This is a genomic window from Tenacibaculum profundi, assembly GCF_052050075.1.
Classification (GTDB): domain Bacteria; phylum Bacteroidota; class Bacteroidia; order Flavobacteriales; family Flavobacteriaceae; genus Polaribacter.
In genome coordinates, this window is record NZ_CP197225.1 from 743,756 (window position 1) to 761,297 (window position 17,542).

The window sequence follows — 17,542 nt, forward strand, 5'->3', positions numbered from 1 at the left end:
TGCTCTTTGATATTATAATTGGCTTTGACTTAAATTTTTAAACTAAACCTCTTCTTCAATTTTTTTGAGATATAATTTTAATACTACATGCGCTTTACGAGTGCTGTAATTTTTCTTTTTTAGAAATGTATAGTTTTTAATTTCTGCTAATCCCTGTCGCTCCATGTAATTTAAAAAAGCGAGTAAATCATTAAAGTTTCCTTTTACCGTTAAGGGATACAACCTTACTTTTATTCCATTATCTTTTACCTTAATAGAATGCTCTACTCCAACAATATCAATAGCATTTGTTGTTTTAAAAGTATTGATTTTTTTGAGAAGTATTTGTTGGAAAGAATTCGTTATGGATATATTTTCCTTTGATAAAATAGAGTCTATATAAATTGCCTGTTTTTTTAAATTAAGTACTCTATTAGAAATCGTTTGTATTTCGTGTTTCTCTTGCTGGAGTTTACTTAACCTTTTTTTACTTTCAATAGTTTTTGAAATTGTAAAAAAATAAATACCTACCATCGCTATTATAAAAGCGACTAACAATGCCCAATTTTTCTTCTTATAATCCATTTATTTAATTTTTATTTTAAAGAAAAACTTGGCTATTTTTTTTCGTGCATCACTTTCAATCGAGAGACCATCTACTTTTTGCACCCATGATTTTTGCTCTACAATATCAATCCAATTACTTAACTCCCTGTTATTTTTAAATACACCCGAAACTTGCAGCATATTTTGCTCATTTTTTATCAACTTATTTTCTTTTATCGTCGTTATAAAAGGCTGATAGTTTACTTCCTCTAATAAAATAGAATGGGGTATTTCCTGAATAAGCTGATCTGTATATTTCGATAAGCTACTTGTTCCTGAATTTTGAATTTGTTGTAAAAGTTTCTTTTTTTTATCTACTTCCGAAGCTATTTTTTTTAAAGCTTCTTTCGTTTCACTATAAATATTTATTTCTGCTTGTAATTTTTCTATCTGACGGTAGTAGTTAGAAAAGAACATGAAGTTTACCAACAGTATTAAAAACATTAAAGCTAGTCCTGCTTTTAATCCTTTTGCAAAAATTGTTTGCTGTTTAAATGTTTCTAGCTCCTTTGTTGAATATTGAATTTGTTCATTGACATAGAAACTAACCATTGCTCCTAAACTTAATATTTCATAGTTTTTAAGTTCTAGTCCGTTTATTTGATATGATTCTTCTGAAAAAACATTATTGGTAATTGAAGTTACTTGTTGGTTTATAATGGATATTTGAGAATGTGTTGTTTGTATATGTTCAGTACCTGGTAAAACATCTAACAAGGCAAAAACTGGCAGGTTGCCTATAACGGTATCTAAAATAATAATTCCTGCTTCATTAAAAAGCGTCCATATATTTTCTGCATAACGTTTCCTAACGATTCCTATAAAAGATTTTTCATTACTATGCTTTACTTCAGTAATAAACTCTTTTTTATTGATGGTTGGAAAAGCAGCTACAACAGGATTTTTTGCATTCTTTTCTATAACTTTGAATAATACTTGTTGATTATTTATAATCAATATTGTATGCTGTTGTTTTTCCTGTTTTAAAAAGTTAATAAGATCTTCAACAGACTTGGTTATCGTTTTATTCTTAATATAAAGTTCTCCCTTTTTTTTAAGTAAGGTTAGCGCTGTAAATTGTTCCTTACCAAGTGCATCAATACCATATTCAATAGCACAATAAGTATTTCTATATAGCAGACTATCTTTTAGCATTATTTGATAATTGTCGGCTTAATTAATACTGATAATTTTGTTTTTGAATCAGTTCTAGTTTTTTTACTAAAAAACCACTTTATTATAGGAATTCTTGATAAGAAGGGAACACCTGATCCTGAATCGTTTTTTAATTTTTCTTCCAATCCACCCAAAATCACTACATCATTATTTTTAACTCGAATAATCGAATTAAACTCTCTTGAATTCATTCCAGGTGGCGCATCTTCTTCTACCCTTTTACCATTAAAGCTAGATTGAACAACATTGATACTCATGGTAATTTGATCATTTCCTGCCACCATTGGCTTTATTGCAATAGACAAATCAGCATCGATCGGCACGTAATTTTTAATTTCTGTTGTTTGAGGATTTTGAGCACCAATAATATCTCTTCTTGTAATGGCATAATACGAGCGTTCTCCGTTAGATAAAATCGCTTCATGACCATTTAATGTAGCTAATTTAGGGGTAGATCTAATTTTTATATTACCATTTGATTCCATTGCTTGTATTCGCGCGTAAAAATTTGGAACTACTTTACCTACATTTAAGGAACCAAATCCGTTAAATCCACCTATTATTTTATTAATAGTGGTTGCCCCTAGCGTTAAATCTCCTGAAGGAAAAATTTTACCTTGATCTGTTGAAGGCTTATCTCCTATTCCTAATTCAATACCCGAATTTATGGTTGCAGATTTACTTACCTCTAAAATCATTACCTCAATTAAAATAACCGGAATAGGCTTATCAATTTCTTTAATAAACTTTTTCAACCTGTTAATTTTCTGTGGATCTCCTGAAACTACAAAACTATTTCTTTCTCGATCTATTTTTATATCCAGCCCTTGACTTACGTACTCTGGAAACATCGCGTTAACTTGCCCTCCAACAGTAGTCGATTGAGTAGAGTTTCTTCTTTGCTGAAGGTTCCTTCTACTTGAATTGTCAAAACTATTTCTACTCGTATTTCTTCCAAATGATTGACTTTGTGTGAAACCATTATCATTTTGAAAATTTCCATTATTAAAACCAGCGTTTTGAAATCCCTGATTTCCTATACTTCCTTGTGTAATTGAATTAATTGCATTGGAAAAATTGGTATTTCTCGAACTAGTTAAAGTACTCATTGCTTCTATTGATCTATACATTAAAGGTATGATTTCAAATGTATTCAGCGAAACTTTATCGTTAGTACCGAAAATATATAAATTACCTTCTTTTTTAAATGTAAAGTTGGTGTCCTCTAACACTTTAAAAAGCAACCAATCATAAGTAATATTGTCACTTTTTATAGAGGCTTTCCCTATATTTTGTATGGGTGTACTTGTAAAAATATCTATTTTTAAATCATGTCCGATATCCTTAATAACCGATGCGATATCAACATTTTCAAAATCAACTTCAATAATTCTTCTCAAGGTATCTTTTACCTGATAATAAAAATTAGAATTACGATATCTCCTTGGTTTTCGACGCTCTTTTACATTATTCGTAGGCTTGTATTTATCGCTTTCAATATCTAAGCCCTGAAACAAATAATAATCATCATTAGTTTTTACAACTTCTAAATCATTAGAAAATGCCAATTTATCAAGTGCGCTTTTAAGAGATTTATTTTTTATATATCCTGATAACTTTTTATTTTCTAAACCTGAAGCGTATACCAAATTTTTACCTGTTACATCTGTAATTCTCTTGAATACTTTAGAAATAGAGTCTTTTTCTAATTCAATACTAAATTTATCCTCTTCAGGAACATATGATACTGGAATGATCTTTTCTTCTTTAAAAACAGGTGCTATTTGAGGTATATACCTTTTTAAAGTTAGAATATTCCCTACATTATCAAGCGTATAAATGTATTCTTTACATAAATGAAGGAGTACATTTTTCACTGTTGTTTTTGAAAAATTATACGATACTTTCTGGTTAAACAACTCTTGATCAACACTTATGTTTACTTGATGGGTATTTGCAATAGTATTGATGAAGATTGGCAAGTTTGCCTCTGTAATATTTATGTCAACGGTTTTTAATAGTCCTGGTATCGTGCCTGATAAGGCGTCTAACTTTACTCTAAGTTCCTCAATACGTTGCTCATTATCACCAATGTTTTGTGCTATTAAATTACTTACTAGAAACAAGGAAGTTAGCACTAATAGTATTTTCTTTTTCAATTTATTTATTTTATGTTTAACATCTCCTGTGCTTAAAATACGAATATTTCGCAAATCTCTTTTTCTTTTTTCTTTAAACTGGGCGTAAAGGTAAAAAATTATTTGGTTTTTTATACCTTTGAACTTTGATATGAACTCTTTAAATTATTTATGAAATTGAATTTTTCTAAAAAAGTAAACGCATACAACCTTCAAGAATTATTGGTTGTTCTTGTTATCATTGGAATTCTCATATTAATCGCCTTACCTACCTTAATGCCCCAAATAGCCAAGGCGAAAAGTATAGAAGCACAAAGTCAACTAAACCATATACATGGTTTACAAAAAACGTATTTTTATTTGCATTCTAAATACACTACAGATTTTAATGAACTCGATTTTATTCCACCAAAAAATTTAAATAACGGCGGTAAGGCTTATTACAGTTATGAGGTAATAGAAGCATCCAGCAATAACTACAAAGCTCGTGCTACGGCTGTAAGTGATTTTGATGGTGATGGTGTTTTTAATGTTTGGGAAATAGACCACGATAAAAACTTAAAAGAAGTTGTTAAAGACTAAATCCCTTTTTTTGAAAAATAAATCTACTAGGTAAACTTAACCAATAATAGTACTTAATTTAAACATAGGAATGTACATTGCTATTAAAATAGTAGCAACAACAATACCCAATATAAGTATAATTATAGGTTCTAAAACGGTACTTAGTGTTTTAGATTGATACTCTATATCCTTATTATATTGGTTTGTTAGGCGTTCAAAAATGATCTGGTTTTGATTTGTTTCTTCTGCCACTTTAATTAGTGATACCATCTTTGCATCAAAAATAGTGTGTTTTCGAATACTTTCTGAAAGCGTTTTACCTAACAAAACATCTTTTTCTACTGTTATTAATGCATTTTTTAAAGGATGGAAATCTATCATTTTTTGAGTCAACTGAATTCCATTTAATAACGGCACTTTTGCACTTATAAGTAAAGATATTGCTTGTGTAAACTGTGCTATTTTGATTTTTCTAATGAAATTACCCCAAAAAGGAATTTTCAAATAAAAACTTGTTATCCATTTTTGATACCATAACTTATTTTTATTCATTTTTTGAAATAAAATAACTACCAATAAAACGAGTAAATAAATCCAGTAATAGTCTTTAAAAAAGTTCGATAAACTAATTATTTTTTGGGTTATCCAGGGTAATTCTACATTGTTCTGCTTAAAAATATCTGCAAACATGGGAACCACAAAATTTAACATAAATAATACTGCCAAAAAAGCAGTACTTAAAATAATGATTGGATATGACAGCGCACTCATAATCATTCTTCGTTGTTCGTTTCTTTTTCTATAATACCCTCCTAACTCTTTTACTACATTCTCAATAGTTCCTGTTTTTTCTCCTATTTGAATAGAATAATATTCATAGGTAGTGAATTCTTTTTTTTCTTTAATTGTTTCGGAGAAATTCTTTCCTTCAATTAAATTTTTAACCAAAGAACGAATCAATTTTTTGTCTGTCTCTTTTTTTTGTTCCTTTTCAATCAAGTCTAGCGCATCTTTTAACTCTAATCCTGCTTGGAGAAGAACAAATAACTCGGTATAAAAAGCTTCCTTTTTTTTATTTGAAAAGGAATTGCCTCCAAAAGTTATTTCTTTCTTCAAAAAACTATCTAAATTTAAAGAAGCTACTTCTTTCTTTTCTTTTTTAATATGATCTACCTTAAATCCCATTGTTTAATAATTCAAATAAAAACTAGCATCTTTTTTACCAAAAACAAACAAATCGAAGGATGTATATGGATTCGAAAAATTAATTTTAATTGCATCAACACTCCCTTGTTTCTTAACTTCTTTATCTAAATAAAAAGTATAAGATAATGGTACTAAAAAAATACTATCCGCATCCCTTATAATAACATCATTATGAATACTATAAACAACGGAATCTATCGGGTTTTTGAACTGTAATCGATTTCCTTCAAGCTCCCCATACCCAAACTGATTAAAATCTTTCCAAATAACTCGCTCTAAACTTTGAATATTTTCTTTAATATCTATACTTTTTTTAATCACTTTTACCTGCTTTTGAACCATATTCAAAACTGTAAAAGCCAAAGATATAACTATCGTTGAGATAATCATCACTACAAGTATTTCTGAAAGTGTAAAAGCCTTTACTTTATTCATCTACTAGTATTTTTCGTTCTACAACTTTCTTATTTTTTTTATTTAAAATCCTTAACCGAATGGCAGGAATTTCATTGCTCTTTAATTTTATACACTGTATACTTAAATCCTCTGATTCTTCATGATAAGGTAACTTTAATTCTCCATTGCTATAACTATATATAAGTTCATTCATTTCTTTATCAATAATACCTTCTCTTTTATGGGCTATATTGATTAAAATATTGTTAAGAATAGCGACTGCAATAGCAAAAACAAGCACAATAATTACCGTTGCTATTATAACTTCGTTCAAAGAAGATGCCTTTATTTTTTTTAATATAACCATTTTGCTATACTACTTTTTGTTGCATCTACTGGTAATCCTACAAATTCCTTACTTAAAACATCGTTTAAAATCTGACCATTATAAAGGTGATTTATATAAGTACTTCCATATTGCTTGGTTATAAAGTTATTTGTAAAAACGGTTCCCCTAACAGTGCCAAGTAGCTCTGTATTGGCAGAACAATAAATATTTCCTGTAACAATCGAATTTTCAGATATCACTATCTGAGGTGTATAGAGATTTTCCATCGTATCATTATCTGAATCGTAAACAACACAACCTTTTACACTTGAGTTCCTTCCTATCGTTATGTTACTATCTTTATTCTCTTCTATGTTTAACACAATTAGAGCGGATGGATAATTCAAATTACACTCGTTTTCTACCTGTATCATTTTTCCTGCAAAACATTGAAAATTACCTGTTACTCCACTTTTTACAATAATTTCTGGAGCCATTAGTATAATATCCTTAAGTTTGGCAGACTTTTCTATAATAATTTTAGTATTTGAACGAATCATTATATTTCCTGTTAAGGATAGATTCTCTAATTTTAAAAGATTACTGTCACTATATACTAGTGTATTTTGATTAAATGAATTGACCAAATTTATCCCTTCATTTAATGATAATGCAATAGCTTCTTCTTGCCAAAAATTATGTTTAAAATAGTTACGTAATTGTACCTTATTTTTTATTGATGGTAATTGCGACTTACTACGATATTCTTTACCATAAAATAATGCTGAACCAGCAAATGAATTTCCGGCTATATTTCCTGTTTTTACTCCCTGCATTGGAATATAAACGTCTCCTTCAATCTTTGTTTTTCCAACAACTACCAAGGGTGTGTTATTTTCTTTTAAATACAGCGCTTTAGGTTTGTCCGTTACCCATCCCATTAAAGCCACCTTCATAAAAAACTCTTTTTTAACCTTAGAAGAAACAAAAGCAACATCAAAAACGCCCCAAGGTTTTCTTTTCAACACAGTTTCTTCATTAAAATTTTGAGAAAATTGACGGATTGTCTCTTTATTATGAGGTATTTCATGATGAGATTGATAGCTGAAACCGTTCATTACATTTGTAATAGACTCTTTGTATAGCTTATTTTTAAGCTTCACTTTTTGCTGTAGATTAATTAACATAATAAAGCCTAATAATACGATTGCTATGATAACAGAAATAATAAGTACATACTGTAATGCTCCAGCCTTTATTTTATTAAAAACAGCCATTTCTAGCGCATTTTTTTATATAATTTTCTTTTTCCCTTATAGCTCAATAAAACTTCACTTGCTGTTCCTTTTAATAGTTTTACCTCCTTAAATACCTGTCCAACTTTTACTATTTTTTGTTCACCATTAATAGTTAGTACAAATGTCTTTTTACGATTACTTTCTACAAGGCCATTAAATACAATAGTTGGAAAGTTTATAGGTTCCTTTTTTCTGATTACCTTCTTAATCTTTTTAGGTTGAATCAATAATTTTCCTAAAAAGGGATCTCTTCTATGCTTTTTAACAACATAAGTTTCCTTTGCTTGTTTAACAATAGGTTTAAAAGTAGCTACCGAAGGCTCTTTAAATATTTCTTCTTCTGGATTTAAGTATGAAAATATTTGAAATCCTATAATTCCCCATACAATAAGTACTGTAACAAGTAATAAAAGTATTTTTTTCTGCTTTAACATCGCCTTATGAGATTAATAATGAATACACTTCTTCAATAGAGGTAGTACCATTTCTGACTAGGTCTATAGCATTAGCTCTTAATGTTTTGATATTATTTTCTTCAAAATATTGATCTATCTCTAGCTTTTCATTTTTTATGGCTGATACGATTGCTTTCGTTACGGGAATAATTTCATAAATTGCTTTTCTACCTTTATACCCTGTGTGATAGCACTTATCACAACCAACAGCTTTATGATGTGTTGAAACAATAGATTTAAACTCTTGATACGTATCTTCTGTTTTAATTATAGTTTCTAATTTACAGTGTATGCATAATTTTCTAACCAATCGTTGTGCTACACTTACATTCAATGTGCTTGCTATTAAAAAAGAAGGAACTCCCATATCAATTAACCTGGAAATAGTACCCCAAGCTGAATTCGTATGAATTGTAGACAATACTAGATGGCCTGTTAATGCTGCTCTAATTGCCATATTTGCAGTAGCAACATCGCGTATTTCCCCCACCATTATCACATCTGGATCTTGTCTTAAAAAAGTTCGTAATGTACTTGCAAAGTCCAGCCCTATATTTTCTTTTAGTTGTACTTGATTTACTCCTTCTAAAGTATACTCAATAGGATCTTCAATAGTTAAAATATTAGTATCTTCTTTATTTAACTGTTTTAATGTAGCATACAACGTAGTAGTTTTCCCAGACCCTGTTGGTCCTGAAATTAATACAATTCCATTGGGTTTTTTTATTGCTTTATGATAGGAGTTCAATTCCTTTTCACTAAAACCTAAATGAGATAATTGTAAAGACAAATTGTTTTTAGAGAGAATTCGTAAAACAATTTTTTCTCCATGCAACGTGGGTAATGAAGATACCCTTATATCAAAATCTTCTTGTGCTGTTTGTATATTAATTCGTCCATCTTGGGGCAATCTTTTTTCAGAAATATCCATGCCTCCCATGATTTTTAAACGGTTTATAATTTTTGGATATTCTTCAAAGGAAATAACATACTTCTCTATTAATTTCCCATCAATTCTAAATCGAACTCTTTTTTGATTTTCAAAAGCTTCAAAATGGATATCACTACTGCCTATTTCTTTGGCTTCATGTATAATATTTAATAAAAAATCTTCTGAATACTGTAAAGAAGAAGTTTGTTTCTGTTTTCTTTTTCTGTAATTATTTAATAAGTAACTATTGAGTTCGTCCGTCTTTATTCCTTCTAACCTTATGCTCTTTCCCAAAAGAATACGAAGTTCGTTAGTCAAACTTTTTAAATCTTTGGTATCCGTATAAAAAAAATGCTCATCTTCAGTTATCTCAAAAGGCACCACTCTATAATTGTAGGCTAAATCTGAGGAGATAATTTGTATAACTTCTGTAGGAATATCGTATTTATTCTTTTCCATTAAACAGCATAAAGGTTTAGTAATTTGAATGTCAAATTTATAAATAATAAAATAAATAAAAATAATGCTTGAAACCCAGCTAATGGGACCGTCTGGTCTTTTAATTTTGATTTTAAAATCAAAAATAAAGCCAATGAAAAAACTAAAGAGAATGAAAATAATATTAAAAAAATAGGCATCGGAAAGCTAATTGCCATAAAAAAAAAGAAGAGTAAGTCTCCTATTCCTAATGCTTTAGTTAAGGGTAACTTCATTTTGTATTTACTGTATAACCATAGAATAGTACTTATAAAAATCAAACAACTAATATTGGTTACAATATGGAATACATACAAGCTTAATGTTGTTTGTTGATAAAATTGTAATCCTCCAAAAATAATCAACATTATAAAAATAAAAGCATAAACCTTTCTTTCTTTTAAGTCGGAATAAAATACAATGAGTAAAAGTAAAAGAGTACTATAAATCAACTTTTTTGATTACAAAATTACTACTTTTTAATTTATTGCGTAAAACAGTAATTGAAATGTCAACTATATTTATGAAACTGACTATTAAAACAGTCTTATCAAGATATAAATATGCTATTTTTTCTTACCGAAAACACTCTTAGAACCTTCATTTGTATTCTTTGATTGCTTATTATAAATCTTTGTAAAAAATTTCTTTTTCGTTTATAAGAGCCCCTAAAAAAATTAATCATCAACTCCCTCTCCTACCATTAAACTCTAAATGAACTTATAACTTCAAAAAAAGTTACTCAATACGTAACTCCCTTTTTAATATGTTTACACTTTACAATATTTTGAAATCGAATAACCTTTTTATACAAATCATTCAACGCTAAATTGAAATAATAAAGTGAAATCTATTTTTGTAAAATACTTTCGTAGGCAAACTACACGTCTAAACAATTGTAATAAAGAAACAACAAAGCAAAAAAATAACTTTATAATATGTTTTCAGTTACGAGTTATTTTTTCTGACTTATAATTTATATAATAAACAACTTATTTTAATAATAAAACACCTTAATTAAGATGCTTTGTGGTAATTGTATGTATTTATTTTAGGTTATTGGCCTTTTAAAAAACCGAAATTTTCAGTTTAAAACTTAACCTTATAAAAAACCTCACTCGATTCATCTCCTCTCCTAAACTTCTTCCTTTCGTAATTAAATTATTATTTAATGTTACTGTAGTTTTATCTAAATCTATTATTCCTCTTAGGAAATCATTTATTAGAAAACTGCCATAAAAATCAAAACCAAATTCTTTTGCTAATTACGAAGTTACTCCAGCAAATAGCATATGGTCTACAATAATAAAAAGGGAACCTTCTCTTTTTACCCATTTCTTTAAATTTTGAATTCTATTTTGAGAAAAGCGCTTCTTGTAGGTGTCATAATTGGACGAATCGTTTCGTTTGACAAAGCATTCGTAATAACTAAAATTTCAATATTTTTTAGTGTATTTATATCAAATTTAGTACTACTTTTTTAACCCTATAACCCTCAGATTTTAAAAGCCGAATACAATGAAAGGCACCTTCCATCTTTTGTATAGAAATTATTATGTTCTTCATCAATATGAATAATATTTCCATTTTTATTCGGATACATTTTTTTTCTTATTGTTACTTTGTATAGCACACCTACTATCTATTAAGAAAACAACATCCCACTACATAACACCATTATGATAGTAACTAATAAATATTTATATTTTTTTCATTTTATAATTATGCGTATTGTTTCGTTTACGAATAGTTGCATGGTTTAATACTTAACTTTGCAAGTAAAGTAAAATGAAAATTCTCGCGGGTTTGAAAAAATAAACGACAACAAACAATTACTTATAGTCATTAATTGTTATGATTTGGTTTTCATTGATTTAAATTCAATCTCATTTTAAGTAAATCTGGTTTAAAATTTCTTTTTTTATATGCATTTATAGCTATTTCATTTTTAGCGTAAACATCCAATTGTAGCTCTTCTAAATCTCTTTGTTTTGCCCAATCAGTTAGGCTGTCAATTATTTTTCCATTTATTCCTTTGCCTCTAAATTTAGGCGACACATACATAAAGCCTAAATAAGCATACTTTTCGGGTTTTTTATACGGTTCTGAGTTTTTTATAAGCGCATAACCTGATCCTATAATTTCTCCATTAGTTGTAGCAACTATTAAATGTGCATCTTTGCGCTCAATAAGATTTAATAAATCATAATATTGGATTGGGTCTTCCTTTAAATTTGGTGCAAATGGACGTTCATATTGAATAACGGATTGCTCAAATAACTCCAATGTATTTAAATCATCTATCTTTGCTTCTCTTATTTTAATTTCAGTTCTTTCCATTTTAGATTATAAAGTTTATTTAGTGCTATTTTTAAATTTTTAAAATCGATAATTCTTTCAAATATACCTCAAAAGGCTCGCATAAAAATAATTGCGGTTTTACAGGCGTTAATTTTTGGTTTAGCACTGGTATTAGTAATTCCGGTTTATTTGGACGTAGATGAATCTGTCATAAATATAATTATACCATTGTTGTCGACAGTATTTATTTTTCAATTTTATAGACTAATAATTCCTCTGCATCACTTGGAAGTTTTGTCTTTCCAGTAAATATAAATCCAAGTTTTTCTAAAAGTTTTTGGGAAGAAATATTATCTTTTGTCGTAATTGCGCTGATCTTTTTAATCTTAAATTCATTAAAAGCAATATCTCGTACTTTGCTAGACGCCTCAAAAGCATATCCTTTTTTCTCATACTTAGGAAGAAATGCAAACCCAATATCAACCCCTTCTAATCCTTCTCTATCATACAATCCACAAATTCCTATTTTTTCATTATTATCTTTTCTAATTAGAGTGTAATTAGATTAGCCAAGCCTTTCAAGTTGCGGAATCATTTTTTCCTTTATATAATCTTTGGCATGCTCTATTGTTTTAATACCTCTATCTCCAATATGCTTAATCCATTTAGGTGTATTTAAAAGCTCATAAATAAACCTAGCATCATTTTCTGTTGTTGGTATTATACACAGTCTTTCTGTTTCAAAAGTTTTAGATCTCATCTTTGTTTCAAATTGGTACAGATTTTATGGAAAAGGTAGTTTTAATACAGTTTAAGCGGTGTTATAAAAACGTTTTCTTTTACTTTCTATTCAATTGTTTCAGCCAATAAACGTATTTCTTTAGTAACTATTTCAGCATTTTCTTTTTTAGTAATGATAGAACCGTGATTTGCATCCACATAAAAATGTTTTCCATTTGTAGATAAATTTTTCAGTTCTTTTTGCATTTCGAACCACATTTCAGGATCGCCGTACTGTTTTTTTGCTGTAAAGACTAAAACAGGTAATGAATCTAATTCACTTGACTGACCTGCACGTAAAAGAATATCATTATTTATTATGTTTGCTTTTAAATACCTCCGATAGACATCTCCCGAATAAGAAATAAGTTTAAGTTTTCGGACTTGGCAATCTTTCGGTAAGTTGTCAATTTTAAGTTTTGTATTTGTTATTTCATTATAGACTCCTAATATTCCCATATCAGCAAGTATTGAAAGAGATTTTAGTAAGGTAATCTGTTTTTTTTCAAACAAACCGTTTTCTGCTAATCGTTCCCATTGTTCAGGATGACTCGAATCTAAAAACACAAGTGCTTTTACTTCATTTGGATATAGGTCTCTGAATATTCTATTATAAGCACCCCCCATAGAATGACCGACTAATATATAAGGTGGTTTTTCTCCATTGTTTTCAAGTAATTTATGTAATTGATGAGCATAATATTCTGATGTAATACTGTCTTTGCTTGATTCACTAAACCATTTACCCTCTCTGTCATACCGTATAACTCTCATATTTTTATTTAAACCTTCAGCAATCCAATGAAATGCATCTGTATCATTACCTGAACCTGCTTCAAAAATAACAGTAGGTAAATTATTTTTTATGCCTTCTGCTCTTATATGAAGTTTAATTCCGTCGACGTCCACTAATTTTCCTGACGGAATTGGTTTTGAACTAAACAATCGGAAACACAATCCAGATACTAATATTAGAATTATAATACTAGTAAATATTTTACCAATCCACTTTAGTGTTTTTAGAATGCGTTTTATTATCCTTTCTATTTCTTAACTTTATATATGGTCTTGAAATATTCACATACTATAATCATATTTTCATCAAACTTGTCTCCGTAAGGTTCCATTTCTCGTTTATAGTATGCCTCGTGAACTCTTTTCCAATACTCCAAAGATTTATCTCCTTCACCCTCCACTGCTGCAAATTCAGATGTAATTTGATTGTATGGAATCTGTTCTATTTTAATGGTTTCGATTACAGCCTTCGCATAACCGTTCCAATTTGTTACAACATACTGATCTCCAACTTTAGGAAGCGTTTCGTTATTCTTTTCAAACCACCATAAAGAAGTTGCTGTAGCCTGCTTTATTCCTTTAACAACTAATTCAGCACATTCATCAGCGTCTTTTTCATTATCGCAAAAATAGAATGATAATGGTGTGTTTTTTATTCTATTGTTTGGGTTCTCTTTTAAAAAAGCGCTCCACAAGCGTTCTACTGATTTATGATTCTTTTTTATTATTTCCATATGCTTATCATTACCTTCATAGGTGCAACCCCCAATAGTAAACGTAACAACTAAAATAATTATCTCAAAAATTCTTATTCTCACTATGATTTTGTTAATGCATTACAATTAGCGGATATTGGCAGTTGTGTGTATTTTCATTACAAATATAATGTTATTAAAAACAACCATAATATCAATAATTTATACAGTTTTAGAATATCATTTATCCGAATACAAACGTTTATTTCACTTACCTCAATTATGTCAAAAAATCTAATCTATCCCTTTTTTAACGGAATCTAAAAACCTACAATTCAAACAAATAACATAAAAGTGAAACATTCTGAATTTAAAAGAGTTTACGCTATTCATACATTCGTTTTCAATAATACTTTGACGTTCCTACACATAATCAACTGCAATTTTTTAATAAAAACACAATAATTAGTTCATTGGTTTTTACAGAGGTATTTAACTGTTTTATTACATCTACAAAAAGTCTCCAAAATACGATTGTACGCAACAAGCTCTTTTTATCCTGTATTGGCTACAGTTTATTGGGTATTATCTGATTTCAATAAAAGCTTATTTAAATTAAAACAAACCTAAGCTTATAGTAAATAATATATTGCCAAAAAATCTAAATACATAAAGTATAAAGCCAGTTATAAATAAGTGATTTAATAACTATTTAAGCCGTCTGTAAGAAAATTAAAAAACTTGAAAAAGTAAATAAAATAAAAGCATACACTTCTACCTACTATAAGTGTTTTTTTATCAATATTTTAGGTAAAATCAAAAAGTAAGAATCATTATTTATTAAAAAATATTTGTGAAATTTATGTAAAAACGTAATAAATTTATTTCAAATTGTTTAAATTCATTTTATGTCAAATAATTTTTTAGATACCTGTTATAATGTCATTAAAATGAATTTGATGAAAATAATTTTTAAAATCTACATCATAATTTAGGCTGAGCTTTTAACAAAGCTAGGTAGCTACTTTTAGATTTTTTAGTCTAAAAACCCAATAATATGTTTAATACATAAAGATTTGAAAGGATTTTAAAAATAATACAGGTCTTTGGCTTTTACGATAAACTTTTATTGCCAATTTGGTAAAGATATTAAAAGATTTAACAGAATCTAGTAAAAAAATAGATCTGGTACTATGATATCAAAACAATAAACCAAACATAAAAACTATAAAGATGAACAAACTAATTTTAAAATCATTTTTCCTTTTTCTAATAGGAATACTATCATTTAATGTAAATGCGCAAGTAGTTATATGGTCTTCCATGGTATGACAATCATCATACAAGCAAATACAAATAAATAGTATTATAATTCGGAGCTTTAATTGTAAACATATAATGAAGCATTAGCAGATTAAAAACTAACTAACGTTTAAATACCCCCAGTATATGAGACGGGCAGGATACTAACCAATACGAAGTTGTTTTCTGTTCTACTATTGATGGAGCTAGTTCCAACGTATCAGAGAGTGCGCTTTCAAATAATTTCACGAATCAAATTACTTTTAATTCAGGTGACATTTTTGTTTACATGTACAATAAGGGCACACTAACAGTATGGTATACAGTTATTCCGTTGAAAACAACTATTATCTCTGGGCTCGAAGTAACTTACTTTTCCTAGGTATCAATTATAATAAAATCATTAACTAAACATAAAAACTATAAAGATGAACAAACCAATTTTAAAATCATTTTTCCTTTTCCTAATAGGAATACTATCATTTAATTTAAATGCGCAGAAAATAAGAATAATTGATTCCGACAAGGCGATCCGCATACAAGCAGATTACGATAAAGAAGGTGACAATGAAGGGGTTCAATTGTTTTCATATGATCAAATGTTAGCTAATTTTACTCGAGAATATACAAGATTTTATAAGCCATTAGGCTGGGGGAATGTAGCTCCAAAAGAAGCAATCCATTTGGAAAGACATAATATCCGTGTAGATGGTGGACAATATATGAGTAATGGACACATACGGTTATATCCAGATGTTGATAAAACTGGTGATGATGTTATTTCTTTCAAAAACAGTGAGGATCAGGTAATGGCCTGGCTTCAAGATGGGGTTTTTAGATTAAACTCTAATGGTAGAATTGAATCTATAGGAGCGCTTAATATTTCCCCAGGTAAAGGTAGGGTTAATGAGGATGCTATTATTTTCAGAAATGGCCAATATGATGAAATGGCCAAGCTCAAAGATGGCGTATTTAGATTGAACTCCAATGGTAGAATAGAATCTATAGGAGCGCTTAATATTTCTCCGGGTAAAAGTAGGGTTAACGAGGATGCTATTATTTTCAGAAACGGCCAAAATAATGAAATGGCCAAGCTTAAAGATGGCGTATTAAGATTAAACTTCAATAGTGCTATTGAATCCTCAGGGAATCTTAGTATTTCTCCAGGTAAAGGAAATGCTAATCAAGATGCTATTTCTTTCAAAAATGGCCAAAATAAGGAAATGGCTAGGCTTCAAGATGGTGTACTATCTCTAAACCAAGTTCGGTTGAATATAACCTCTTTTCCAGATTATGTTTTTAATAGCAAATATACTTTAATGCCACTGAATGAATTAGCTTCTTTTATAAAGAAACATAAACATTTACCAAAAATACCTTCTGAAAAAGAGGTTGTTGAACAAGGGATGGATGTTGGTTTTATCAATACAATGTTAGTAGAAAAGGTAGAAGAATTAACACTGTATACGATTGCACAAGAAAAGCAAATAACCAAACAAAAAGAAGCTATCAAACTTTTAGCAGAACGTTTAACTCAAATAGAAAAGAGGTATGAAACTAACAAATAATTTTACAAATTGTTTTTGGACTACCTTAGTCTATTGCTTTTGCTGTTTTAATTCTTTTTTAGTTGCTCAAGAAACGAATCTTTACAGATTTATTTATGAAGGCCATAACGAAAAAATAAAAAAAGCTTTATGTCACAACACTAAAACAAATTTAGCTGAAATAAGTAAAGTATCTTCTAACGAGTTTAGCAGAGTAAAAGGCTATTTAGATGCCTTTATCTTGTATGGTGTACCAGATGAAAAAGGGCGCGTTTTTATAACTTCTGCAAAAGCACCGGAATTCTTTCTAAAGGCAAACTCCAAAACGAACGAAGTCACCTTTGATAAAATTACAAAGAATTCAAACCTGGAATCTTTTAAATGGGAGTTTGTTCTGAATCGAGAAACTGATGGTAGTATTATTACCCTTCAAACCATCGTCAAAAATAAATTTGCCATCAAAAAAGAGAATGAACGCGCTATTATTGCAAATAAGCTTGGTGCTAAAAATACTGAAAATCAAAAGTTTTCTTTTCGTTTAGAACAAATTGTTAATGTTTTTTAAAAT

17 protein-coding genes are annotated in these 17,542 nt (G+C 28.9%); 3 read left to right on the forward strand and 14 right to left on the reverse strand.

Annotated elements, in window-relative coordinates; genetic code table 11:
• Positions 1–42: 42 nt before the first annotated feature.
• The 3 genes from ACSIGE_RS02965 to ACSIGE_RS02975 are packed head-to-tail and all read right to left on the reverse strand — an operon-like array spanning position 43 to position 3,920.
• Complete coding sequence (locus tag ACSIGE_RS02965; protein WP_440881305.1) at positions 43–564, reverse strand: hypothetical protein; 522 nt, start codon at positions 562–564, stop codon at positions 43–45.
• Positions 565–1,740, reverse strand: coding sequence for a hypothetical protein (locus ACSIGE_RS02970; RefSeq protein WP_440881306.1), 1,176 nt, complete (start codon positions 1,738–1,740; stop codon positions 565–567).
• Entirely contained in the window at positions 1,740–3,920 is a 2,181-nt protein-coding gene (locus ACSIGE_RS02975; protein WP_440881307.1) for a type II secretion system protein GspD, read from the reverse strand. Before ACSIGE_RS02975 ends, ACSIGE_RS02970 begins: the two co-directional genes overlap by 1 nt.
• 150 nt (positions 3,921–4,070) lie before the next feature.
• On the opposite strand from ACSIGE_RS02975, the gene ACSIGE_RS02980 reads away from it, so the two are divergent.
• Entirely contained in the window at positions 4,071–4,481 is a 411-nt protein-coding gene (locus ACSIGE_RS02980; RefSeq protein ID WP_440881308.1) for a type IV pilin protein, read from the forward strand.
• Positions 4,482–4,517: 36 nt separating this feature from the next.
• Here the strand turns inward: ACSIGE_RS02980 and ACSIGE_RS02985 are convergent, their stop codons facing one another.
• From ACSIGE_RS02985 to ACSIGE_RS03035, 11 genes are all read right to left on the reverse strand, one after another.
• On the reverse strand, positions 4,518–5,648 hold the full coding sequence (locus tag ACSIGE_RS02985) for a type II secretion system F family protein (protein WP_440881309.1): 1,131 nt from the start codon (positions 5,646–5,648) through the stop codon (positions 4,518–4,520).
• A 3-nt stretch (positions 5,649–5,651) separates the two neighbouring features.
• Positions 5,652–6,104 (reverse strand): PulJ/GspJ family protein, encoded by a 453-nt coding sequence (locus tag ACSIGE_RS02990; protein ID WP_440881310.1) that lies wholly within the window; start codon positions 6,102–6,104, stop codon positions 5,652–5,654.
• Positions 6,097–6,432: a hypothetical protein gene (locus tag ACSIGE_RS02995; RefSeq protein ID WP_440881311.1), complete on the reverse strand. Its 336-nt coding sequence runs from the start codon at positions 6,430–6,432 to the stop codon at positions 6,097–6,099. Before ACSIGE_RS02995 ends, ACSIGE_RS02990 begins: the two co-directional genes overlap by 8 nt.
• Entirely contained in the window at positions 6,420–7,670 is a 1,251-nt protein-coding gene (locus ACSIGE_RS03000) for a hypothetical protein (protein WP_440881312.1), read from the reverse strand. The genes ACSIGE_RS02995 and ACSIGE_RS03000 overlap by 13 nt, the downstream gene beginning before the upstream one ends.
• Positions 7,671–7,672: 2 nt before the next feature.
• Positions 7,673–8,125 carry a hypothetical protein gene (locus tag ACSIGE_RS03005; protein ID WP_440881313.1) on the reverse strand — a complete coding sequence of 151 codons (453 nt, stop codon included), beginning with the start codon at positions 8,123–8,125 and terminating at the stop codon, positions 7,673–7,675.
• A 4-nt stretch (positions 8,126–8,129) separates the two neighbouring features.
• Positions 8,130–9,536, reverse strand: a complete 1,407-nt coding sequence (locus ACSIGE_RS03010) for a GspE/PulE family protein (protein ID WP_440881314.1) — start codon at positions 9,534–9,536, stop codon at positions 8,130–8,132.
• 1,884 nt (positions 9,537–11,420) lie between these two features.
• The gene (locus ACSIGE_RS03015) at positions 11,421–11,894 is read right to left on the reverse strand and encodes a GNAT family N-acetyltransferase (protein ID WP_440881315.1); all 474 of its coding nucleotides are present in this window, start codon (positions 11,892–11,894) and stop codon (positions 11,421–11,423) included.
• Positions 11,895–12,099: 205 nt separating this feature from the next.
• Positions 12,100–12,405 carry a GNAT family N-acetyltransferase gene (locus ACSIGE_RS03020; RefSeq protein WP_440882178.1) on the reverse strand — a complete coding sequence of 102 codons (306 nt, stop codon included), beginning with the start codon at positions 12,403–12,405 and terminating at the stop codon, positions 12,100–12,102.
• 15 nt (positions 12,406–12,420) lie between these two features.
• On the reverse strand, positions 12,421–12,615 hold the full coding sequence (locus tag ACSIGE_RS03025) for a hypothetical protein (protein WP_440881316.1): 195 nt from the start codon (positions 12,613–12,615) through the stop codon (positions 12,421–12,423).
• A gap of 86 nt (positions 12,616–12,701) precedes the next feature.
• Positions 12,702–13,580 (reverse strand): alpha/beta fold hydrolase, encoded by an 879-nt coding sequence (locus ACSIGE_RS03030; protein ID WP_440881317.1) that lies wholly within the window; start codon positions 13,578–13,580, stop codon positions 12,702–12,704.
• 98 nt (positions 13,581–13,678) lie between these two features.
• Positions 13,679–14,248, reverse strand: a complete 570-nt coding sequence (locus tag ACSIGE_RS03035; protein ID WP_440881318.1) for an ASCH domain-containing protein — start codon at positions 14,246–14,248, stop codon at positions 13,679–13,681.
• Between the two features lie 1,607 nt (positions 14,249–15,855).
• On the opposite strand from ACSIGE_RS03035, the gene ACSIGE_RS03040 reads away from it, so the two are divergent.
• Both ACSIGE_RS03040 and ACSIGE_RS03045 read left to right on the forward strand, forming a co-directional pair.
• Complete coding sequence (locus tag ACSIGE_RS03040; protein WP_440881319.1) at positions 15,856–16,995, forward strand: hypothetical protein; 1,140 nt, start codon at positions 15,856–15,858, stop codon at positions 16,993–16,995.
• Positions 16,979–17,539, forward strand: coding sequence for a hypothetical protein (locus ACSIGE_RS03045; RefSeq protein WP_440881320.1), 561 nt, complete (start codon positions 16,979–16,981; stop codon positions 17,537–17,539). Before ACSIGE_RS03040 ends, ACSIGE_RS03045 begins: the two co-directional genes overlap by 17 nt.
• Positions 17,540–17,542 lie beyond the last annotated feature (3 nt).